Below are 20,739 nucleotides of genomic sequence, written 5' to 3' on the forward strand. Positions count from 1 at the left end.
CGGGCCTGGAGACCGGGCCCGCCGTCGAGGCATCGCGGAGGGCCCGGCTCAGTCGGAATCGCGAGCGGCGGCCACCGCCTCGCGGTCGTAGGCTTCCTGGTGTTTCTGGATCGCGTCGATGTGCGCGAGGGTCCAGTCGTACAGCACCGCGAACGGCTCCTGGAGCGACCTGCCCAGCGGGGTGAGCGCATATTCGACGCCCGGCGGCGAACCGCCGAGGACGCGGCGGCGGACCATCCCGTTGCGTTCGAGCTTTCGCAGCGTCTGCGTCAGCACGCGCTGGGTGATGCCCTCGAGCTGCCGCTTGATGGCGTAAGTCGTGGTCGTCACCGGCGGAAGTGATGGCATCGGGCTCGCGACCGCCAGGGCCTTCGCCGCGGAGGGGGCAAGGGTCTACGTCACCGGGCGAAGGCAGGAGAGGCTCGACGAGGCAGTCACCGAAATCGGTGGTGCCACCGTTGGCGTCCAAGGGGACGTGGGAAATCTCTCCGACCTCGACCGGCTCTACGAGCGCATCAAGCGCGACCACGGCAGGGTCGATGTCGTCTTCGCCAATGCGGGGATCTCCGAAACCAGGACGCTTGATGCGATCGACGAGGAGCACTTCGAGCGCGTGTTCAGCGCGAACGTGAAGGGCATGATCTTCAGCGTGCAGAAGGCGCTGCCGCTCATGACCGACGGAGGAGCGGTCATCCTCGCCGGCTCGGCCAGTGGCAGCAAAGGCTTCCCTGCCCTGTCGGTCTACAACGCGACCAAGGCCGCGATCCGCTCACTCGCGCGAACCTGGACGACCGACCTGAAGAGCCGAGGCATCCGCGTCAATGTGGTCTCACCCGGGGTGATCGAGACGCCCGCGATGCAGACATACCTCCAGCGCAACGCGGGGATGGAGGACGTGCTGAAACAGATGACACCGCTCGGGCGGCTCGGTCAGGCGGAGGATGTCGCGAACGCGGTGCTGTTCCTGGCGTCGAAGGAGAGCAGCTTCGTCGCGGGCGTCGAACTCTTCGTGGATGGGGGTGTCATGGCGGTGTGACACGGATTGGCGGATGCCCGTGGGTGGCCCCCGGGCTGCTGCTGACCGCCCCCTGCTCCAACAGGCGTGAGGTGAGCCCGGGCGCGCCTACTCCTGTGGCGCGGCCGGGGTCAGCAGCAGGTCCGACAGGCCGGGCTTGGAGCGGCGCAGCAGGTCCTCCAGCGAGTACTTGTCCAACGTGGCGAGGAACGCGTCGCGCGCCTCCGCCAGCACGCCCTTGAGGCCGCAGGCCGGCGCGATGGGGCAGGTGTTGCGCTCCCGGTCGAAGCACTCCACCAGGTGGAAGTCCGGCTCGGCCGCGCGCACCACCCTGCCCAGCCGGATGTCTCCCGGGGCCTTGGCCAGCAGCACGCCGCCGGCCCGCCCGGGCTTCACCTCCACGTGTCCCTCCTGCGCCAGCGTCTGCACCACGCGCACCAGGTGGTGCTTGGAGATGCCGTAGGCGTCCGCCATCTCCTGCGTGGACGACGGCCGCCCGGGACGTGCCGCCAGGTACATGAGGACGCGCAGCGAGTAGTCGGCGTGAAGGGTCAGGTGCAAGTCAGGCGGCTCCGGCGGCAGGCCCTGCTCGCGGCGCGCTCGGCAGGAAGGCATCCGCGTGGATGTCCTTCAGCGAGAACCCCGCGAGAAAGAGCTTCTTGCGCAGGGATAGCACCGCTTCGGGGTTGCCGCAGAGGAACGCCCGCCAGCCCACCAGCCGCTTCGGGAGGCAGGTGAGGACCTTCGCCTCCAGGGCCCCCTCCTCCACGTCCCCGCCGCCTCCGGCCAGCACGACGGGGCGGTAGTGGAGGTTCGGATGGCTCGCCGCCAGGGCCCGCAGCGCGTCCCTGAGGTACAGCCCGCCCGGGTCCTTCGCCCCGTGGAACAGGTGGATGGGGCCCGTGTGGCCCGCCTCCAGCGCGTCCCGCAGGATTCCATACAGCGGCGCGAGCCCCGTGCCCGTCCCCGCGAGCAGCAGCGGCGCCTCCGGCTGCCCGGGCACGTAGAAGCAGTCCCCGGCCGGCCCCTGCACGTGCACCGGATCCCCCTGCCGGACGTCACGGGCGAACCAGCCGCTCATGGCGCCCCCGGGCACGAGCCGCACGTGCAGCTCCAGCCGGCCCTCGCGGGGCAGGCTCGCCAGCGAGTAGCTGCGCGCGAGCCCGTCCGCGCGCACCACCGTGACGTACTGCCCCGCGCGATAGTCGAGCGGCGTCTCCACCTCCAGCCGCACCGCGAACACGTCCGCGCTGAGCGACTCCAGCTCCACCACGCGCGCGGGGACGCGCAGCTCCGACGCCCCCGCCACCTCCAGCGCCGCGCCCTCCTGGGGCCGGCACGTGCACGCGAGGAAGTAGCCTCGCGCCCGCAGCGTGTCCTTGAGCCCCACCTGCGCCGCCTCGGGCACGGGGCCCGAGGTCGCCCGCATCAGGCAGGACTGGCAGGCCCCCGCCCGGCACGCATGCGGCACGCGCACGCCCTGGCGCAAGAGGCCGTCCAGCACCGTCTCTCCGGGCTCCAGCGGATACCACTCGGATTCATGCCGCACCTTCGCCATGGCGTGCCTCCTTCCCGGGCTGCTTCAGCGGTTCAAGACGTCCGCGCGCGCCCCTTCGGCGACGGCCATCACCTGGCCCACCAGCTCCGCGGGCACGCCCAGCTCCTCCAGCGTCTCCTTCAGGTGCCCCGCCACCGCGTCGAAGTGCGACCCGTTCAGCCCGCGCTCCACCAGGTGCTTGTGCCCCGCGCGCATGTCCTTGCCCGAGTAGTTCGCCGGCCCGCCGCACACCATCGTCAGGAACGCCTTCTGCTTGGCGGCCTGGCGCTCCATGTCCACGTCCTCGAAGAAGTGGTTGATGCGCTCGTCGGCCAGCACCTTCCGGTAGAAGACCTCCACCGCCGCCGCCATCGCCGGTTCCCCGCCAATCTTCTCGTACACGCTCGACATGACTTCGCTCGCTTTCTGGGCCCACGCCCCAAAAGATGCATACTGAATGCATCTTTAAGGGCCTGGCCGTCAACAAGGCGTCGCGCCGCGCATCGGGTCAGCTTCTGGCGCATGTGTCCTGGCCTCATGCGCACAGTGGGGGAGGTGTTCGTCCTGGTGGGCCACGGGACGCCGTGGGCGCGCCGTCCTCAGACGGGCAGCAGGCCCCGCGCGCGGCGCACCACGCGCTCCACGCCGCTCTTCACGTGGTCCAGCGGCAGGAAGCGGTTCACTGGCGTGGGCCGGTAACCCAGGGGGCCCAGGCGCTTGCGCAGCGCATGGTTGGCGCGCAGCGCGCGCAGGTGCCGGGCCGTCTCGCGGGTGTTGAAGATGATGGACAGCGACACGGAGACGTCCTCCGGGCCGTTCTTCACGTAGTGCGGCGCCACGAAGGGGATGTGCAGCGCGTCCCCGGGGCCGAACGTGTAGCGCGTCGCCGTGGCATCGAAGGTCTCCCGGTAGTTCACCTTGGAGCCGGAGCGCGCGACGAAGGCCTCCAGGTCCGGCGCGGGAACCACCTCTTCGTCCCACGCCTTGGAGATGTGCACCGCCTTGGTGCCCCGGAACTGCATCAGCAGCGTGGAGTAGCGGTCCAGGTGGAAGGGCGTGACGCTGCCGGGGGACGCGATGAAGAGGTAGAGCATGGGGTCCACCGCGCGCGTGCCCACGCCCTGCGCGCGCATCAGGTCCTCCACCTCCGCCAGCAGCGCGCGGTACAGGTCGTGGAAGCTGGGGTCCTGCTCCGGCGCGCGCAGCATGATGTACGAGCGGCTCGTCATCATGTTCTCCACGGTGTCCTTCAGCGACAGGCCGGTGCGGTGGTCCACATGCGCGCGGTCGAAGTCCGCGTCCTTGGGCAGCAGGCCGGAGCTGAAGAACACGTTCTCGGAAGGCAGCCGCTGCACCACGCCCGCCAGGTTCTCCAGCTCCAGCGCGGGGTGCCCCAGCAGCGTGTGACGGCACCGGAAGGACTCACGGTCGAACTGCAGCGGCGACCCGACGGACTCGAAGATGCGCTTCACGAAAAGTGACTCCTCGCCGCCTTCAGCGACAGGTGTTCACTCCATGCCAGCAGAGCGCGGCCACAGGTTCAAATTGGGGCATTTTGCCCCGCCCCTCTCTGAAGACACCTTGGCCGGTGGGAGGTGGCGCAGGCCGCCTGCCCGCCCTGCCGTCGCCCTTGGGGGCGGGGCGAGCGCGGCCGGGAATCATGCCCATGTTTCCACTCACACCTCGATGGGAGGAAGAGACATGGCGCTGGAAGCAATCCTGTTGTGGGCGGTGATTGGCCTCATTGCTGGATGGCTCGCGTCCGCGGTGGTGGGCGGTGGCTACGGCCTGATTGGCGACATCGTCGTGGGCGTGGTGGGCGCGTTCCTGGGCGGCTTCATCCTCCGGGCGCTCGGCACGGGAGCTCCGTTCGGTGGCCTCGCGGGCACCATCTTCGTGGCGTTCATCGGAGCGGTGGTGCTGCTGCTGATACTGCGGCTCATCCATTCGAGCACGGTCCGAAGGGTCTGATCCGGACCGGCAAAAGGCTCGGCCACTTCTCGCGCGGGGGCATGCAGGTCCCGCGCGAGAAGTGCCTCATGTCATGGCGTCACGGGCACTGGTAGGGGCTGCCCGGCGTTTGCACGCAGGTGCACCACCCGCCGGAACAGACCTCGTTGTGGGCGGCGCTGCACTTGATGCCGCAGCCGCCGCAGTTGTTGTCGTCGCTGTAGATGTCGGTGCAGAAGCCGCCGCACTTCGTCTGCCCGCCAGGGCATCCCGTGGGAGTGCTGCATACACCTCCAGAGCACGTCCCTCCGCCCGGGCAGCTCATCTGGCTTCCGGAGCAGCCGCCTCCGCTGTTGCAGGTGTCGCCCGTCGTGCAGGCGTTTCCGTCGTCGCAGGAGGCACCGCTAGGGTTGCGCTGGCAGGCCATCGCCTGAAACGTCGAGACGTCCGAACAGCTGCCCGAGCGGCAGAGCTTCTCGGTGATGGTGCGGGTCATCTCCCCTGAGGTGCTGCAGGGGTTTGATCCCAAGGTTCCATCGCAGCCACTCCAGGGAGGGTAATAGGCGCCACCGCACGACGCCCCTTCCGTGCTCCGATGGCACCATTCAACCTCCTCGAAGGAAGTCTGTTGGCAGCCGCCATTGGAACAAACACCGGAGGTGATGATCCGGCCCCTGGGTGCGGTTTCGCCACACCTGTCACTGTAGAAGCAGACGCTCCACGGTCCCGTGCTGTTCGTCCCGCACGCAAGACCGTTGGTATTGCGGTAGCAATTCGCAGTCTCGATATCCGTGAAGGCCTGACACGTGCCGGAAGAGCACACACGCACGGTGATGGAGCGCTCCCGGATGCCCTCATCCGCACATGAGTCCGCGTAATCGCACGAACTCCATCCTTCCGACGTCGTGCTCCCGCAGGTCGTGCCGTTGGCTACCACGTCATCGCCAGGGCACTGTGCGCTGCTGCCCGTGCAGTACTCTGCGACGTCACAGACGCCAGAGGCCGCCCGGCACAGCGTCGACGCGGGCTTGAAGCTCCACTGGGTCGTCGACAATGTCGGGTCGCACACCTGGCATGCCCCCGCCGGGTTCGTGGCCCCGGAGGCGTAGAGGGTGCCGTTGATGAAGCAGTTCGTGGAGCACTGCCCGGACGCGTTACAGATGCTGCCCGCGCCGCAGCTGGTTCCCGCCGCGACATCGCCGTCCGCCGGGCACTGCGCGCTGCTGCCCGTGCAGTACTCCACCGCGTCACACGCATCCGCCGCGCCCCGGCACACCGTGGCCGGGGACTGGAAGCTCCAAGCCAACGTGGACCGGGCCGGGTCGCACACCTGGCACGAGCCCTCCGGATTGGCCGCCCCCGCCGGGTACAGCGCTCCGTCGATCCAGCAGCCAGAGGTGCACTGCGCGGAGGCATCGCACACACCGTCCTCGCCGCAGGCCGTGCCCACCGTCAGTGTCGGATGCAGGCATGAACCCGATGCATCACAGACGTCCGTGGTGCAGGGGTTGCCGTCGTCCACGCACGCCGTTCCTTCGGGAGCGGGCGCGTAGGTGCAGGCCCCCTGGGAGCAGGTGCCCGCTGACCGGTGGCATGCGTCCGGCGGGGCGTCGCACACCTTGGCCGTGCCTGCACAGGCATTCACGCCGTCACCGTCGCAGACATCCTCGAGGGTGCACGCGTCCCCGTCGTCGCACGTCGTGCCGCGCGGGACGGCGGTGCAGGTGCCTTCGTTGCCGGGCAGGTTGCACGCGTTGCACTGCCCATCACAGGCTGAGTCACAGCAGACGCCGGACGCGCACTCGCCGCTGTAGCAGTCGCGGCCGGACGCGCACGCTTCGCCGTTCTCTTGCTTCGTCCCCCACTGCGCCTCCACCGGCCGTTCCGGGGTCTCCGGGGCAAGGGATTCGTCGACACAGCCTCCGTCCCAACAGACCTCTCCTGCGGCACAGCCCGCGCCACAGGTCTCGTCGGGGGCCTCCGAGGCGCACTGGGCCAGGAACAGGGTGAAGACACACAACACGACGGTGCCGCTCAGGGCACGCACGGATCTCAAGCGGGGCATGGGGGAACTCGGGGGATGAGACGGGGGCACGCGCGGGAAGCGTGAACACGGCCCACACTCCGGGTCGTGATTGCCAAACTCGTAGCACTCCCTGTCACATGTGTAAATCCCAACCCCTCTCAAAGCCCTCCCGGGTGGCCGCCACCCCATGCCGTACAGCCTGAAGGTGAGCCACTACTCGCGCGGGCGCATGCGTGTCCCGCGCGACAAGTGTTTCATGGCCTGATGGTCCTATTGGGAACTGGCCGCGAAGCAGGCGGGGAGTGCCCCAGGCTCGCCATCCTTCACGGCATAGTCATACCGGCAGACGCACTCCATGTTCAGGCAGACGAACCCCGCGCTGATCAGGCACCGGTTCCCACAGGCTCCGCAGTTGGCGTTGCTGTTGAGGTTGGTGCAGACACCATTGCACATGGCCACATCCGGACCGTTGCAGGTCGCCGGGCAGACGCCGTTCGAGCACGTCCCACCACCGGGGCAGGACATCTGGGTGCCGGAGCAGCTTCCTCCGCTGTCGCACGTGTCGCCCGTGGTGCAGGAGTTGCCGTCGTTGCAGGAGACGCCCGTGGTGTCCCGCTCGCATGTATTCGTGATGGTGCGGCTGGCGCTCCCGCTACAGGACCCAGAGGCGCAGAGCAGCGTCGTCTCCACGAGGGACTGGGTGCCCGTCCGGCCGCACGTTCCACTGAAGCCGCCACAAGCAGACCAGGGGCCGATATTGATTCCGCAAACGGTGCCCGTCGTGGAACGGCCGCAGTTCCCCTGCTCCGTCGTGGTGAAGCTTCCACACGAGCCTGACGAGCACGTCCGCGTCGTCACGCTGCGCGACTGGGTCCCGCTCTCGGCGCAAGTCCCCGAGTAGCTGCACGCGCCCCAACTGCCCGCCGTGGTGGTGCCGCACGACTTGCCCTCGGTGCTGCGGTAGCAGTCCGCCGTCTCCGTGCCCGTGTAGGCCTGGCACGTGCCAGCGGAGCAGATGCGCTCCGTGACGGTGCGCGACTGGACGCCGTCCTCCGCGCAGGTGCCCGAATAGCTGCAAGAGCCCCAGCTCCCCGTCGTCGTGCTCCCGCAGGTGAAGCCGTCCGTGTCGCGCGTGCAGGCGCGGGTCTCCGTGGTGGTGGACGCCTGGCAGCCTCCGTTGAAGCACGCCTGCACCGTGACCGTCCGCGACTGCGTGCCTGCCTCTCCACATGCCCCGGAGAACCCCTCACACGGTCCCCAGGCGCTCTCCGAGCCGCCGCCGCACGTCGTGCCGTTACCCACCGCCGCGTCGCCCGGGCACTGCGCGCTGCTGCCCGTGCAGTACTCTGCCGTGTCACAGACACCGGAGGCCCCGCGGCACACCGTGGACGCGGGCTTGAAGCTCCAGCCCGTCGTGGACAGCGTCGGGTTGCACACCTGGCACGCGCCGGCCGGGTTCGTGGCCCCGGAGGCGTAGAGGGTGCCGTTGATGAAGCAGTTCGCGGAGCACTGGCCGGACGCGTCGCAGATGCTCCCCGCGCCGCAACTGGTCCCCGCAGCAACGTCGCCGTCCGCCGGACACTGCGCGCTGCCGCCCGTGCAGTACTCCACCGCGTCGCAGGCATCCGCCGCGCCACGGCACTGCGTGGCCGGGGACTGGAAGCTCCAGGCCGACGTGGACCGGGCCGGGTCGCACACCTGGCACGGGCCCGCCGGGTTCGCCGTCCCCGCCGCGTACAGCGTCCCACCGATGTAGCAACTGGAGATGCATTGCGCGGAGGCGTTGCACACGTTGCCCGCGCCGCAAACCGTGCCCACGGCCAGCACCGGATGCAGGCACGTGCCCGACGCATCACAGACGTCCGTGGTGCAGGGGTTGCCGTCGTCCACGCACGCCGTTCCCACCGGCTGCTTCAGGTCCGGAGGGCACTCGCCCCCCGCGCCCGTGCAGGTCTCCGCCACGTCACAGGGGCCCACCGCCGCGCGGCACGCCGTGCCCTGCGTCCGGGGCGCGTACGTGCACACCCCCGTTTCCGGCTGACAGGCCCCGGCGTTCTCCAGGCAGACGCCGCCCGGTGACTCGCACAGTGTCATCGTGCCGCTTCCGCAGAGCGCGTCGGCGCCGCAGGTCTCACCGCGGGTGCAGGCATTGCCGTCATCACACGCGGTGCCCGCGGGCTTCGGCGCGTAGGTGCAGGCCCCCTGCGAACAGGTGCCCGCAGCCTCGTGACACTGGCTCGGCGGAGTGCCGCAGGTCTTGAGCGTGCCCGAGCAGGCGTTCTCCCCTTCCCCATCGCAGACATCCTCCAGGGTGCAGGCGTCTCCGTCGTCACACGCCGTGCCGCGAGGGACGACGGTGCAGAGGCCCTCGTTGCCGGGCAGGTTGCACGCGTCGCATCTGCCGCTACAGGCCGAGTCACAGCAGACGCCATCCGCGCAGCTTCCGCTCTGGCAGTCGCGGTTGGCGACACACGCCTCGCCGTTCTCCTTCGTCGTTCCCCACTGCGCCTCCACCGGCGTGGGGATGATGACCGTGGGCTGGACGCAGTCGCCCCCGGCGCAGACCTGTCCGTCGGGACACACCACCCCGATACAGGCTTCATCGATACAGCCTCCGTCCTGGCATGCCTCGCCCGCGAGACAGCCCGCATCGCAGGCGTCCTCCGGTTCATCCGAGGCGCATTGGACCCACAACAGGGAAAAAACACACAACACGGCGGTGCCCGTCAGGGCACGCACGTTACGCAATAGGGGCATGGGGGTTTTCCAACGACGGGGCACAACGACAAACGCCCGAAGCCCCCAGGGCCGCATGGACCTGGAGGCTCGGGGCGGAAGCGGCGTCTCAAGACACCGCGACGGCTACGGCGCGAAGGTGCCCGTGACGAGCATCGCGTGCGCCTCCGGCCAGGCGGACCGGAAGGGGTGGCCCTGGAAGTCGGCGTTACCGGAGGAGGCCGCCTCCAGGATGGCGTAGTAGCGCTTGCCGGCCGCCAGCACGCCGGGCGGGAAGCGCAGCGACGTGGCCGCCGTGTACAACTGCGCCACCGGCCCGCCCGCGCTCTGCGCCGTGCGGCCCTGCGCGTTCACGAAGACCTCATAGACGCGGATACGGTAATGCGTGGCTGAGCCCACGGCGGGCGCGGTCCAGGAGAAGCGCGGCGTCAGGCCCACCCCCGTCAGCGTACCGAAGGCGTCCTGGCCCGCCAGCGTCGGCGAACGCGCGGGACTCAGCCGGGGCGCCAGCGCGGAGGCCTGGAACGCCGGCAGCGCGTCCGCCTGGCCCACCGTGGGGCGCACGGTCAGCGCCTGGGTCGCGCCTGGTGCCAGCAGCGGCACCGTGAAGGACGTCTCCGCCATGCCCGCCTGCGCGAAGCCCGGGTGGGGGTTGCCGAAGCTGAAGGCGAAGACGCGGTTCGCGGCGCCCGGGGTCGGGAAATAGGTCAGCAGGTCCGGCGCGGCCGTGTAGCTGCCCCGGGTGCCGTCCGGGAACGCCGCGACGAACAGCGCGTGGGCCGCCGGCTGGGCGCCGGGGTGCACCTGGGTGCGCAGCGCCTCGAAGTCCTGCGTGCGCAGGTCCACGTTCAGCACCTGCTCCTGCGCGAGCGCGGCCATGGTGCCCGCGATGCTCGCCGTGCCGCCCTGGGCCACCGCCAGCGGCGCCGAGTAGGCCCGCGTCGCCGCCGTGTAGTTCACGGGCTCGCCGTTCGTCGCCTCCGACTTCATGGACAGTTGGTGGAACGTCACCGTGTCGCCCGCGGAGTCCTCCACGAGGTTCGCGTTGCGCATGCCGGCGTACCGCAGCGTCTGGGTCCAGCGCTGGCTGCCCGCGGCCAGCGCGGCGCCCGTCAGCGCCAGCTCCGGCACGCCCTGCGCCCACAGGCCCGTGCCCGCGGAGAAGACCTCGATGTCGTCCCCCGCCTGCCAGGACGCCAGGCCCTGCAAGTCCACGGACAGGGTCGTGCTCGCGTTCGCCGGGGTCGCGTCCGGGCGGCCCTGCCCGTCACGCCCCAGGTCCGGCGCGCGCGAGGACGTCACGACGTAGTCCTTGCCCAGCCGCAGGTAGTACGCGCCCGAGGGGACGCCCTGGATGGTGAACGTGCCGTCCGCCGCGCCCGCGCCGTTGAACGTCGTGAACGAGCCGTCCCCCTGCTCCACCAGCGCCTGCACCACCGTGGCGCCCAGGTCCGCGCCCCGCGTCACCTGCGCGTTGCCCGTCGTCACGAAGCGGTCCACCGACGCGCCGCGCACGGCCAGCGGCTGGATGGTGAAGGCCTGGCTCGCCAGGGGCGGCAGCCCCGTCACCGACGCCACCAGCGTGTAGCCCACGCCCGACGCGTCGATGCTCAGGTCCGCGAACGTCGCGATGCCCGCCACCGGCGCGGCCTCCACCGTGCCCGACAGCGTGCCCGCGCCGGGGTTCGCGCCCAACGCCAGACGCACCGGGCCAGAGGGTGCCAGGGACGTGCGGCCCAGGCTGTCCAGCAGCACCACGCGCACGGCGGGAGTGATGGCGTTCGTCGCCAGCACGTCCGAGGGCTGCGTGAGGAAGCCCAGCGTCGTGGCGCACGCGGGGCCCGTCCAGGTGAGGGTGAAGGTCTGCACGGCCTCCAGTCCCTCCGCGTCCGTCACCCGCGCGCGAACCACCGGCGTCGCCTGCGCGTCGACGCAGGCGGGGGCCGTCCACGTCACTTCGCTGCCCTCGGAGATGGGGGCGGGCGTACCCAGGGTGCCCACCGGCGCCTCCCAGGCGAAGCCCAGGGCGGTGCCTTCCGGGTCCATGGCGCGGACGTTGAAGCGCACGATGCTGCCCGGGCCCACGGTGCGGGCCGTCTGGAACGCGCTGGTGATGCGCGGCGCCACGTTGGCGGTCACCGGCGCGCCCACGCACACGCCCAGGTGGCCCAGGCCCTCGCCGCCGCGGCCGTCCGTCACGCGCACGGTGAGCTGGCAGTTGTCACAGGTGTTCTGCGCGGGCAACTCCGTGGGGGTGAAGTGCGCGTTCGCCGTGCCCTCGTCCGTCCAGGTGCCCGCACAGCTCGCGGTCCAGGCGTAGTGGAGGTTCGCCGCCACGTCGTCGTTGTCCACGCCCTGGGCGCTCACGCCAATGGACTGGCCGGGGACGACCTGCGTGGGGAAGCCGGTGAGCGACACCACCTGCGGCCAGGAGTTGAACCGGACGAAGACCTCCGCCTCACCCACGCCCGTGCCCTCCACCAGGATGGGGAAGCTCACCGCGGTGGACGCGCCCAGTTGATCCGCGACGGTCAGCGTCAGGGTCTGCACGCCCTTCGTCATGGGGGCCGTCCAGCGCGAGGACAGCGCCGCGGGGGTGCTGAAGGAGCCCGCCGTGGCCGTCCACGCGTACGTCAGCACGTCGCCGGTGTTCGGGTCGTAGGCCGTGGCCTGCACGTCCACGAAGCCGCCCATCTCCACCGAGGAGCGCGACACCACCAGCGAGGTGATGACGGGGCCGGCGTTCTCGAACTCGGGGGACGGGTCCACCTGCTGCAACAGGATGTTCACCTGGACCGTCTGGTTGGCGGTGATGGTGACGTCCAATGCCTCACCCCGGTAGATGAGCCGCGCGTTCGAGTCATACGCGAAGGCCCGGAAGCGGCGCCCGGTGCCCGCGGGCATCTGGCTCAAGAGGCCCGTCCACACCGAACCATCCGGCGCGAGCTGCACGGTGAGCTCCGGCTGGCCCGGGCCATCCACCGTGAGGTCCACCCGCTGCACGTCGGAGGCGGTCACCGCCTGGTGCACGGCGACGACGAAGCGCGCGGCGCCTGCCTCCTCCGCCTGGGGCTCGGAGGGAGCGGCCGCCTTCTGACAGCCGGCCAGGGTGAGCAACGCGGACACGACGACCAGGAACCGTCCCCACGAAGGGGGCGGTGCCCGGAGAGGCATTTGAGCGGACATAGGGATTGGGGGCGAAGGAGGGAGACCCGCGAGGGGATGCGACGGCGCGCGCGGGCGGCGCGACCCCGACCCACACCCTGGGTCGAGGTCTCGGCTTGGTAACACCCAATCCAAGACATGCGAATTTTTCGTCTTTCAGACAAAACAACTCATGAAGTGGGTCTGTTTCGACAGACGTTTCAATTCAAACCCCCGGGTTGGGCACTACCCACGAAGTCCGGTGGGCACTCCAACAGTGACGCCAGACATCCCTGAATGACTGTCATCACACGGCGCACCGAGACATGCGTCACCGCCAGAAAGGACGGGGGTGGGGGCCTGATGACGCCAGACACCAGGGGCCTGACGGCAGTCACCAGCTTGGGGGCCTTCCGCGCCCCCTTGGACGGCCCGGCCTCCAGTCATTCCAGGGACTTGGATCACATTGGAGAGCTGGCACGCGCCGTGCTCTAGCCCCCCACATCGCTGCACCGGACGGCAGCTCCCGGCCGCCCCATCCCATCTCCGAGGAACACCGCCATGGCGCTCTCCCCCCTGTCGAAGTCGTCCGTTCCCAGCTCCTCCTTCTCGCCCCGCACGTCCGCCACGGAGTTCTCCAGCCCGGTGTCGCGCCCCACGGCGGTGACGGCGGACGCGGCGAAGGCCAAGGGCGGCCCGGGGTCGCTCCAGGGGATGTTCCAGGCGGATGGCTTCGACGCGCCGGCGGGCGTGGGCAAGAAGGGCGCGCTCCAGGGTGGCAACCCCATGGAGCAGTTGGCCGAGATGGTCCAGATGCTGAAGCAGTTGGTGGAGTTGCTCGGTGGCATGAACGGCGCCGGTGCGCAGCAGGGCGCCGCTCCGGCCATCGAGGGCGCGTCCGGCGCGGCGCAGGGTGGCGTGCCGGACCTGGGCGGTGACTCCTTCGGCGGCGTGCCGGACCTGGGCGGCGAGGGCGAGGGCGCGAGCGCCAACACCCTGCCCCCCGAGCAGGGCGCCGCGACCGCCGCCGCGGCCCCGGCCCCCGCGGCCCCCCAGCAGGACGCGGCCGTCGCCGGGCCCCAGTCCGTGGGCGCCCCGGGCGCGTCGAAGGGCAAGAACACGATTACCCTCAACAACGACGGCGACAAGCCGATGACGGTGAACTTCACCCCCAACGCGGGCGAGAAGCCCGTCGACTCCGTCACGCTGAAGCCCGGTGAGAGCCGCACGGTGCAGTTCCCGGACAACTGGTCCGGCAACTTCCGCAGCGACAGCGGCGACGGCAAGAACGCGACGCTCGGTGAAGTGAAGTTCGACGGCGGGTTCGGGAACACCTACTACGACGTCAGCTACATCGAAGGTCACAACACCTCGATGACCATCCAGCCGGAGGGCGGCGGCCGCCTGTCGGGCACGATGGACAACCTGCTCGCCTCCGCGCCTGACTCCGTGAAGGCCAAGGGAGCGGACGGCTCCGCGTACGGCATCAAGAAGAGCACCACGTCCAACGTGCAGGATCCGGAGGTGGTAGACTTCTTCCGCAAGCACGTCGGCGCGGATCAGGGCTACGTCATCCCCACGGATGACGCGAGCACGCTGGGCAGCAAGAACAGCAACCTCGTCGTCCACCTGAAGAACCTGGCCTGATTCCCCCCTAGCGAGGCCCCCAGCCATGAGCGTCCGCCTTCCGTCTGGCCTCCCCCGCCCGGGCCTGCCCCTGCAGAGCCCCGCGCAGGAGAAGGAGGAGAAGGCGCAGTCCGGTGAAGGCAAGTCATCGGGCAAGGCCACCGGCAAGGGCGGCGCAGGCAAGGGAGGCGTCGCCGTCAAGGGCGGCGCCGCGAAGGGCGCCTCCGCCAAGGGGGGCCTGGAGCAATCCGGCCCCCAGGACGGCATGGACTTCGGCCGCTCCGGCGAGGCGGAGCGCAACGAAGGCGGCGGCGCCAGGGCCCCGCAGCAGCAGGCCGGGATGGCGGCTGGCACGTCGCAGGGCGCCGCCCCCCTGGGCACCCTGGAGCAGCCCCCTGCCCTCGCGGCGCAGGCGCAGCAGACGGCCCCGGCGCTCCCCCAGCCTCCGCCCATGGCGCCGCAGGTGCCCGTGGCGCCCCAGTTGGAGCGCCGGTCCGGCACCGCTGACGCCTCCCGGGAGCGCACCGCGACGGAGGGGCAGTCCTCGGACGCCGCGAAGCAGGCGCTGGAGGGCCGCGCGAAGCTGCGCATCGCCGTCCTCAACCGGCTCCACCGCGGCCTCACGGAGGTGGAGGGGAAGATGACCGCCTTCCTCGCCAACCCCGGCCGCCAGGGCGTCGTCACCCTGCCGGTGGTGCTGAGCGTGAGCACCGTCACCTTCGAGTGGTGGAAGTCCGCGAACGCCGTCCCCGAGGACCGGGCCTACCTGGCCCAGGTCCTGGGCGAGCCCGGCACCGCGGACGACGCCACGCTCCTGGGCACGCTGCGCGCGGAGATTGGCCAGGCCTTCGCGGAGTTCCCGCGCACGCCGCAGGGCGTGGAGGCCCGGAAGCTCTACGACGCCGTCCTCCAGAAGTACGAGGCCGCCCGCATCCAGCCCATCATCGCGGGCCACGACACCGGCCCCCTGGTGGAGGAGTGCGCGCGGCTGGGCCTGTCCTGCGAGAAGGACTTCACCCGCTCGCTGCTCCTGTCGCCGTGGATGCTGGCCACCAGCCAGAGCCCGGAAGAGGGCTCCGCGTCGCAGGTGATGGTGGCGGGCCTCACGCTGCCCCAACTGGGCGCGCTGGTGGGCCACCTGCGCCAGCTCAACCCGCTGCTCAGCAACCCCCAGTTGCGCGCGCTGCTGCTGCGCGCCTCCACGGACAAGCGGCTCGCGCTGCGCAAGGCGATGGGCCTGCAGGAGGTGGAGCAGGTGCAGGAGCTGGCGCGCCAACTGCTGCGGCTCCAGGCCGTACAGCACCTCGTCGTCTGAAGCCTTCGCGCGGCGGATGGACTCCAATCCATCCGCCGTCGGTCGTCACGGCTTCAAGGCCTATGAGGACTCGCGGCCGAAGTTGGACATGGCGCGCGAGCCGCCGCCGTCCGTGTTGCCCAGCGCGACGGCCTTCTGCCCGCCCTCCTGCGCGGCCTGGGCCTCGGACATGCCCTGGGCGCTCTCGACGATCATCTGCCCGCCGCCCTGGTGCCGGTTCCAACTGATCTCCACGGAGTCCGCGAGCCGCTGGGCGTCCACCGGAATCTTGGAGCCGGTGCTGGGGTCCTTGAGCAGGTAGCGGCCCTGGTCGTCCTTGCCCTCCACGGAGACCCAGTGCGCGCGGCCCGTCTCGCCCGGCTTCGTGGTGGGGTCCACCAGGCTGGAGTCCACCATCACCGCGCCCTTGGCGCCGCGAGCGAGCGCGTCATCCAGGGCCTTGGTGTCCAGCTTGGACGACGTCTGCGTCACCTTCGCGCCCTGGTTCGCCAGCATGTTGGACAGCTCGTGCGGCGACGTGCCCTGGCCCTGCGTGAAGCGCGACTCCAGCGCGGCCATCTTCTCCGTGTCCGACGCGGGCTGCGTCTTGCTGGTGCCAATCTCCTTGCCCAGCATCACCGCCACGGCGGCGCCGCAGTCGTTCGGGTTGGTCTGCTTGACGACCTCGGGGTCCGCCGGCGCGGCGTCCCAGCCGCCAATCTCCGGGGCCTGGGGCGCATTCGCCAGCGTCCCGTTCACGCCCACGTCCTGCGCGGAGGCGCCCGACACCGGCTGGAAGCGGTTGGCCCACGCCTGGTTCAGGGCCTGCACCACCGCGAAGGCGTCCGTGGCCTGCTCCGTCTGCACGGGGGTGGGCGCGCCCTCCACCTGCGAGACGACCTTCTCCTCCGGCAACCCGACCTGCTGCGCGGTCTGCTGCGGAAGGGTTGAGGGCTTCACCTCCGCCAACTGCTGGAAGGTGCGGAGGAGGTTGGAAGAAAGGTTCACGCTCACGGTCGTGGCTCCGGAGGGGGATGGGGGATTCCATCCTACCTGGGATGCCGCCCCGTGTTAAGGGTCCCCGGACGGATCCAACCCGTGCTTGCGCAGGAGTTTCCGAAGGTAGACACGGTCGATGTCCGCCTCTCGGGAGGCCCGGGAGATGTTGCCCTCGCAGCGCTCGATGAGGTTCTTCAGGTAGTCGCGCTCGAAGACCTCGATGAGGTGCTCCTTGGCCTCCTTGAAGGGGAGGTCCAGGTCCGGGCCCTTGCGGCCGTCCGCGCCCTGGGGCGCCTCCAGGTCCGGCAGGGCCTCCTCGCCCAGGTTGACGACCTGCTCCACCACGTTGCGCAGCTCGCGCACGTTGCCGGGCCAGGGGTACTGCATGAGCAGGGCGCGCGTCTGGTCCGACAGCGCGCCGGGCGGCCGGCCCATCTGCTTGAGCATGTGGTCGATGAGGAACGGGATGTCCTCCGGGCGCTCGCGCAGCGCGGGCAGCGTCACGCGCAGCACGGCGAGCCGGTGGAAGAGGTCGCGGCGGAACTTCCCCTGCTGGACGGCCTGCTCCAGGTTCACGTGCGAGGCGGCCACCACGCGCACGTTCACCGTGAAGTAGTCGTTGCCGCCCACGCGCTTCACCTGCCGGCGCTCCAGCACGCGCAGCAGGCGCGGCTGCAGCTCCAGGGGCAGCTCGCCAATCTCGTCCAGGAAAACGGTGCCGTTCTGCGCGCGCTCGAAGGCGCCCGCGCGGTCGGCCTGGGCGCCGGTGAAGGAGCCCTTCACGTGGCCGAAGAGCTCGGACTCGATGAGGGTGGAGGGCACGCCCGCCAGGTCCACGATGACGAAGGGGCCCTTGGCGCGCGGGCTCTGCTGGTGGATGGCCTCCGCGCACAGGTCCTTGCCGGTGCCCGTCTCGCCGTGGATGAGCACGTCCGCGCCGCCGGGCGCCAGGCGCTCCAGCACGGTGAAGGCCTCGCGCATCTTGCGGCTCTGGCCCACGAGCGCGCCGAAGCGGTCGCGCGAGGACAGGGGCAGCGAGCGCTCGCGCGTGTCCTCCGGCACCAGCTTCAGTTCGGTGGTGCCCAGCGTGAGCACCGCGCCGGGGCGCAGCTCCATGGCGGTGAAGCGCAGCCCCTCCACGAACGAGCCGTTGTGCGAGCCCAGGTCCGTGGCGACGACGTGCTCGTCGTGCACCTCCAGCTTCAGGTGCTGGCGGGAGACGGCCTTGTCGGTGAGGACGATGTCACACGTGGGGTTCTTGCCCACCGTGTACGTCCCCTGCTTGAGCGGATGCGTCTTGCCGGCCTCCGCGCCGGAGAGCACCCGCAGCACCATCCGCACCTGTCCCGCGCGGCCCCGGTTCAGGGTGGCCGTGGCATCCAGGAGCGCCTCGTCGTCATCCGGTGGCAGCGACACGGCGCGGGACGGTAGCACGCCCCGCCAGGGTCGCCAGCAGCCGCGCGTGACGGCCTACCTGCGCCGGCCCCGCCCCGGCTTTCGGGCAGGCGGGCGCGGGGACTCCTGGGGCAGGGTCTCCAGCCACGAGTCCACCTCGCCCACGCGCTCCTCCATGCCGGACTCGCTGAAGCGCGCCCGGGCGCGGGTGGCCTCGCCGCGGGCCTCCGCCCGAGCCTCCGGGGTCTGTCCTGTCTGGTAGAGCGCCCGCGCCAGCGCGAAGCCGGACTCCGCCAGCGCATCCGGCGGCGCGGACGCGAAGGACACCGCCAACTGGAGCGGCGCCACGGAGTCGCGCGCCCGGCCCAGCCCCAGCAGCGCCTGGCCCACGCCGTCGTAGGACGGCTGGAGCCCCTCGTCGCCCTCGGGCAGCAGCTCGCGCTTGAGGGCCACGGCCTGCTCATAGGTCTTCAGCGCGTCGTCGTAGCGCTTCATCCCCAGTTGGCACATGCCCAGCTCGTCCAGCGCCTCCGCCACCTGGGCGCTCTTCTCGCCGTGGAGGGCCTTGTAGAGGTCCACCACCGCCTGGGCGTGCGGCAGGGCGCGCTCGGGCTGGCCGGCGTCGCGCAGGGCCAGGGACAACAGGCCGTGCCGGCGGGCCACGTCCGGGTGCACCGGCCCCACGGCGGCCTCGGTCTTCGCGAGCGACGCCTCCAGCAGCGGCACCGCGCCCTTCGCGTCGCCCGTGCCCAGCACCAGCCGGCCCAGGAGGAAGAGCGCCCGCGCGCGCTTGGGGTGCTCGGGCGGCAGCGCCTTGTCGTAGAGGGCGCTCGCCTCCGTCAGCCGCTTCCGGGCCTCCTCCATGTGGCCCTGGGACATGGCGAGGTTGGCCTGGTTCACCTTCACGTCGGCCTCCAGCACGGGCTCGCCGCCCAGGCGCTGGAGGGTGGCCTCCGCCAGCTCGCCCCAGTTCGCCGCCGGGTCGAAGTGCTTCTGCCCGTCCTCCACGTAGAGGAGCTTGTTGAGGATGGCGACCTTCAGCCGGTCCGCCCGGCCGGCCTCCGCGTCGAACACGGCGCGCGACAGCAGGCGCGAGGCCTCCGGCGACTGGCCCGTCTGCTCCTGGAGCCAGCCCAGGTGGAAGCGCATCTCCGCCTTCAGCGGCAGGTAGCCCGTCTTCTCCACCGGCGCCTCCAGCGCCTTCACCGCCGCGAGCGCCGCGGGGTAGCGGCCCGCGTCCACCTGCGCGCGCACCTCCGAGAGCTGGTCCTCCAGCGCCTCGATGGTGTCGCGCAGGGCGGGGTCGGAGGGGCGGCGCTGCTGCTCGGCCAGCGACTCCACGTCCTCGCACTCGTGCAGCGCGGGCAGCGCGTGCGCCATGTCCACGGACTTCTCCACCATGGCGGCGTCCGCGCTCGCGAGCAGGTCCACCGTGGCGCGCAGGTCCTTGCGGCGGCGCTCCAGGCACACCACCTGCCGGTCCAGTTGCTCCTCCGGCTTCACGCCGCTCACGCGCGTGTCCTCGCACGCCTGGACGCGCTGGTGCTTCCACGCGTCCGCGTACTGCCCCAGCACCTGCGCGGCGCGCGCGGCCATCCCTTGCGCGAAGGGCTTCCCGGTGGCGAGGAAGGCGGACTCCAGCTTCGCCTTCGCGTCCGGCGTCCACACGGTGTCCATCAGCGCGCCCGCGTCCGCGCACACCTGGGACTGCTGCCACGCCACGCCGCCCGCCACCGCGAGCGAGGTGGCCATGGCGCCCGCCGCGCCCATCCAGCGCTTGCGCTGCCCGTGGCGCTGCTCCTGGGAGAGCGCGTCCAGCAGGGCCTGCATGGAGGGGAAGCGCGCGTCCGCGTCCAGCGCCAGCCCGCGCAGCACCGCCTGGCGCACCCAGCCGGGCACCTTCACGTCGCGCGGGGGCTCGCGGATGAGCGCGGGCGGCGGCGTGATGACGGGGGCCGCCTTCGCCGGCGCGGCGTTCAGCGACTGCGTGCCGCCCAGGGACTGCGTGCCGGTGGCCTCCAGCTCCGCGCCGCGGCTGGCGGACGCGTAGGCCTTGATGCTGCCCGGGTCGAAGGGGCGCGTGCCGTAGAGCGCGCCGTAGAGCGCGGCGCAGAAGCTGAACTGGTCCGTGCGCGCGTCCAACTGCGTGCCCCGGAACTGCTCCGGGGACATGTAGTTGGGCGTGCCCACCAGCAGGCCCGCCTCCGTGAGCGTGGTGTCCAGCATGCGCCGGTCGGAGGACTCCAGGACCCGAGCCTCCTCCGGTGAAGCCGGAGCCTCCGGCCCTTCACCCACCTGCCGCGCCAGCCCGAAGTCCGTCACGTAGACGCGGCCCGCGCGGCTCACCAGCACGTTGGCGGGCTTGAAGTCGCGGTGCACCAGCCCCGCCGCGTGCGCGGCCTGGAGGCCCCGGCCCGCCTGGAGGTAGCGCTCCAGCACCTCGCGCCAGGATGGCTTCGCCTCCTTCAGCCACGAGCCCAGCGTGCCGCCCTCCACCAGCTCCATGGCGACGAACACCTGGTCGCCCCACATGCCCACGTCGAAGACGGGGATGACGTTGGGATGGGAGACGCGCGCCATGGCCTGCGCCTCGCGCAACAGCCGGGACCGCGCCTCCTCGTTGTCGTGGTTGGCGTTGGGGTGCAGCAGCTTCAGGGCGACCTTGCGGTCCAGGTCCGGGTCATAGGCGGCGTACACCACGCCCATGCCGCCCTGCCCCAGCTTGCGCAGCAGCAGGTAGCGGCCCACCTGGGGAACGGGCGGGACGTCCTCCGCGCGGCGCGGCCGGGGGCCCGTTCCATACCCCGAGCCCCGTCCCGTCCCCGCTCCCGAGCGCGCGGAGTCCGAGTTGCCGGTGCCTGTGTTTCGCCTTCCGGTGTCTCTCTTCGTCATGGGGCCCTGACCTGATCCGCGAGTCTACCGCCGGCCCTCGCCCGCTCCGAACATCCTTCCGCGCCGCGTCAACCAGGACGCCTGCCTGGTGACGGCCGTCACCAGCGCCAGGAGCGCGGTCACCA

Annotated in this window: 16 protein-coding genes; 6 read left to right on the forward strand and 10 right to left on the reverse strand. The window is 71.1% G+C overall.

All coding sequences use genetic code 11. The features are described from left to right. Positions 1-48: 48 nt before the first annotated feature. The gene (locus K8612_RS33005) at positions 49-330 is read right to left on the reverse strand and encodes a helix-turn-helix domain-containing protein (RefSeq protein WP_223765145.1); all 282 of its coding nucleotides are present in this window, start codon (positions 328-330) and stop codon (positions 49-51) included. On the opposite strand from K8612_RS33005, the gene K8612_RS33010 reads away from it, so the two are divergent. Next, a complete protein-coding gene (locus K8612_RS33010; RefSeq protein WP_223765146.1) occupies positions 320-1,036 on the forward strand; it encodes a glucose 1-dehydrogenase in 717 nt (238 codons plus the stop codon). The genes K8612_RS33005 and K8612_RS33010 overlap by 11 nt on opposite strands. 87 nt (positions 1,037-1,123) lie before the next feature. On the opposite strand, the gene K8612_RS33015 is transcribed toward K8612_RS33010, so the two are convergent. From K8612_RS33015 to K8612_RS33030, 4 genes are all read right to left on the reverse strand, one after another. Then, positions 1,124-1,630, reverse strand: coding sequence for an Rrf2 family transcriptional regulator (locus K8612_RS33015; protein WP_373692156.1), 507 nt, complete (start codon positions 1,628-1,630; stop codon positions 1,124-1,126). Then, entirely contained in the window at positions 1,578-2,573 is a 996-nt protein-coding gene (locus tag K8612_RS33020) for a 2Fe-2S iron-sulfur cluster-binding protein (protein WP_223765148.1), read from the reverse strand. The genes K8612_RS33015 and K8612_RS33020 overlap by 53 nt, the downstream gene beginning before the upstream one ends. 24 nt (positions 2,574-2,597) lie before the next feature. Then, the gene (locus K8612_RS33025; protein ID WP_223743450.1) at positions 2,598-2,963 is read right to left on the reverse strand and encodes a group 1 truncated hemoglobin; all 366 of its coding nucleotides are present in this window, start codon (positions 2,961-2,963) and stop codon (positions 2,598-2,600) included. A gap of 188 nt (positions 2,964-3,151) precedes the next feature. Continuing rightward, positions 3,152-4,024 carry a JmjC domain-containing protein gene (locus tag K8612_RS33030; RefSeq protein ID WP_223765149.1) on the reverse strand — a complete coding sequence of 291 codons (873 nt, stop codon included), beginning with the start codon at positions 4,022-4,024 and terminating at the stop codon, positions 3,152-3,154. 229 nt (positions 4,025-4,253) lie between these two features. Between K8612_RS33030 and K8612_RS33035 the strand changes: the two genes are divergently transcribed. The 3 genes from K8612_RS33035 to K8612_RS33045 all read left to right on the forward strand — a co-directional run bounded on the left by K8612_RS33035 (position 4,254) and on the right by K8612_RS33045 (position 6,055). Beyond that, positions 4,254-4,523, forward strand: coding sequence for a GlsB/YeaQ/YmgE family stress response membrane protein (locus tag K8612_RS33035; protein WP_120525713.1), 270 nt, complete (start codon positions 4,254-4,256; stop codon positions 4,521-4,523). A gap of 203 nt (positions 4,524-4,726) precedes the next feature. Further along, complete coding sequence (locus tag K8612_RS33040; protein ID WP_223743448.1) at positions 4,727-4,936, forward strand: hypothetical protein; 210 nt, start codon at positions 4,727-4,729, stop codon at positions 4,934-4,936. 687 nt (positions 4,937-5,623) lie between these two features. Then, on the forward strand, positions 5,624-6,055 hold the full coding sequence (locus tag K8612_RS33045) for a hypothetical protein (protein WP_223743447.1): 432 nt from the start codon (positions 5,624-5,626) through the stop codon (positions 6,053-6,055). A 743-nt stretch (positions 6,056-6,798) separates the two neighbouring features. Here K8612_RS33045 and K8612_RS33050 read toward each other — a convergent pair. Continuing rightward, on the reverse strand, positions 6,799-9,114 hold the full coding sequence (locus tag K8612_RS33050; protein ID WP_223765150.1) for a hypothetical protein: 2,316 nt from the start codon (positions 9,112-9,114) through the stop codon (positions 6,799-6,801). Between the two features lie 276 nt (positions 9,115-9,390). Then, positions 9,391-12,390, reverse strand: coding sequence for a hypothetical protein (locus tag K8612_RS33055; RefSeq protein WP_223765151.1), 3,000 nt, complete (start codon positions 12,388-12,390; stop codon positions 9,391-9,393). Positions 12,391-12,969: 579 nt separating this feature from the next. On the opposite strand from K8612_RS33055, the gene K8612_RS33060 reads away from it, so the two are divergent. Together K8612_RS33060 and K8612_RS33065 are read left to right on the forward strand one after the other, a co-directional pair. Further along, on the forward strand, positions 12,970-14,055 hold the full coding sequence (locus tag K8612_RS33060) for a hypothetical protein (protein ID WP_223765152.1): 1,086 nt from the start codon (positions 12,970-12,972) through the stop codon (positions 14,053-14,055). Positions 14,056-14,080: 25 nt separating this feature from the next. Next, positions 14,081-15,349 carry a hypothetical protein gene (locus tag K8612_RS33065; RefSeq protein ID WP_223765153.1) on the forward strand — a complete coding sequence of 423 codons (1,269 nt, stop codon included), beginning with the start codon at positions 14,081-14,083 and terminating at the stop codon, positions 15,347-15,349. 60 nt (positions 15,350-15,409) lie between these two features. Here the strand turns inward: K8612_RS33065 and K8612_RS33070 are convergent, their stop codons facing one another. The 3 genes from K8612_RS33070 to K8612_RS33080 all read right to left on the reverse strand — a co-directional run bounded on the left by K8612_RS33070 (position 15,410) and on the right by K8612_RS33080 (position 20,614). Next, positions 15,410-16,342, reverse strand: a complete 933-nt coding sequence (locus K8612_RS33070) for a hypothetical protein (protein WP_223765154.1) — start codon at positions 16,340-16,342, stop codon at positions 15,410-15,412. A gap of 57 nt (positions 16,343-16,399) precedes the next feature. Continuing rightward, positions 16,400-17,662: a sigma 54-interacting transcriptional regulator gene (locus tag K8612_RS33075; RefSeq protein WP_223743460.1), complete on the reverse strand. Its 1,263-nt coding sequence runs from the start codon at positions 17,660-17,662 to the stop codon at positions 16,400-16,402. A 135-nt stretch (positions 17,663-17,797) separates the two neighbouring features. Further along, positions 17,798-20,614: a serine/threonine-protein kinase gene (locus K8612_RS33080; RefSeq protein WP_223765155.1), complete on the reverse strand. Its 2,817-nt coding sequence runs from the start codon at positions 20,612-20,614 to the stop codon at positions 17,798-17,800. Positions 20,615-20,739: the final 125 nt, after the last annotated feature.

This window comes from Corallococcus sp. AS-1-6 (assembly GCF_020037015.1).
In the GTDB taxonomy this organism is placed as follows: Bacteria; Myxococcota; Myxococcia; order Myxococcales; family Myxococcaceae; genus Corallococcus.

Bases quoted from the DNA above. Each gene is read 5' to 3' on its own strand.
- K8612_RS33065 (WP_223765153.1), top strand. From the start codon at position 14,081: ATGAGCGTCCGCCTTCCGTCTGGCCTCCCCCGCCCGGGCCTGCCCCTG.
- K8612_RS33035 (WP_120525713.1), top strand. From the start codon at position 4,254: ATGGCGCTGGAAGCAATCCTGTTGTGGGCGGTGATTGGCCTCATTGCT.
- K8612_RS33020 (WP_223765148.1), bottom strand. From the start codon at position 2,573: ATGGCGAAGGTGCGGCATGAATCCGAGTGGTATCCGCTGGAGCCCGGA.
- K8612_RS33080 (WP_223765155.1), bottom strand. From the start codon at position 20,614: ATGACGAAGAGAGACACCGGAAGGCGAAACACAGGCACCGGCAACTCG.
- K8612_RS33075 (WP_223743460.1), bottom strand. From the start codon at position 17,662: ATGGTGCTGCGGGTGCTCTCCGGCGCGGAGGCCGGCAAGACGCATCCG.
- K8612_RS33060 (WP_223765152.1), top strand. From the start codon at position 12,970: ATGGCGCTCTCCCCCCTGTCGAAGTCGTCCGTTCCCAGCTCCTCCTTC.
- K8612_RS33025 (WP_223743450.1), bottom strand. From the start codon at position 2,963: ATGTCGAGCGTGTACGAGAAGATTGGCGGGGAACCGGCGATGGCGGCG.
- K8612_RS33040 (WP_223743448.1), top strand. From the start codon at position 4,727: ATGTCGGTGCAGAAGCCGCCGCACTTCGTCTGCCCGCCAGGGCATCCC.
- K8612_RS33045 (WP_223743447.1), top strand. From the start codon at position 5,624: ATGAAGCAGTTCGTGGAGCACTGCCCGGACGCGTTACAGATGCTGCCC.
- K8612_RS33015 (WP_373692156.1), bottom strand. From the start codon at position 1,630: ATGCCTTCCTGCCGAGCGCGCCGCGAGCAGGGCCTGCCGCCGGAGCCG.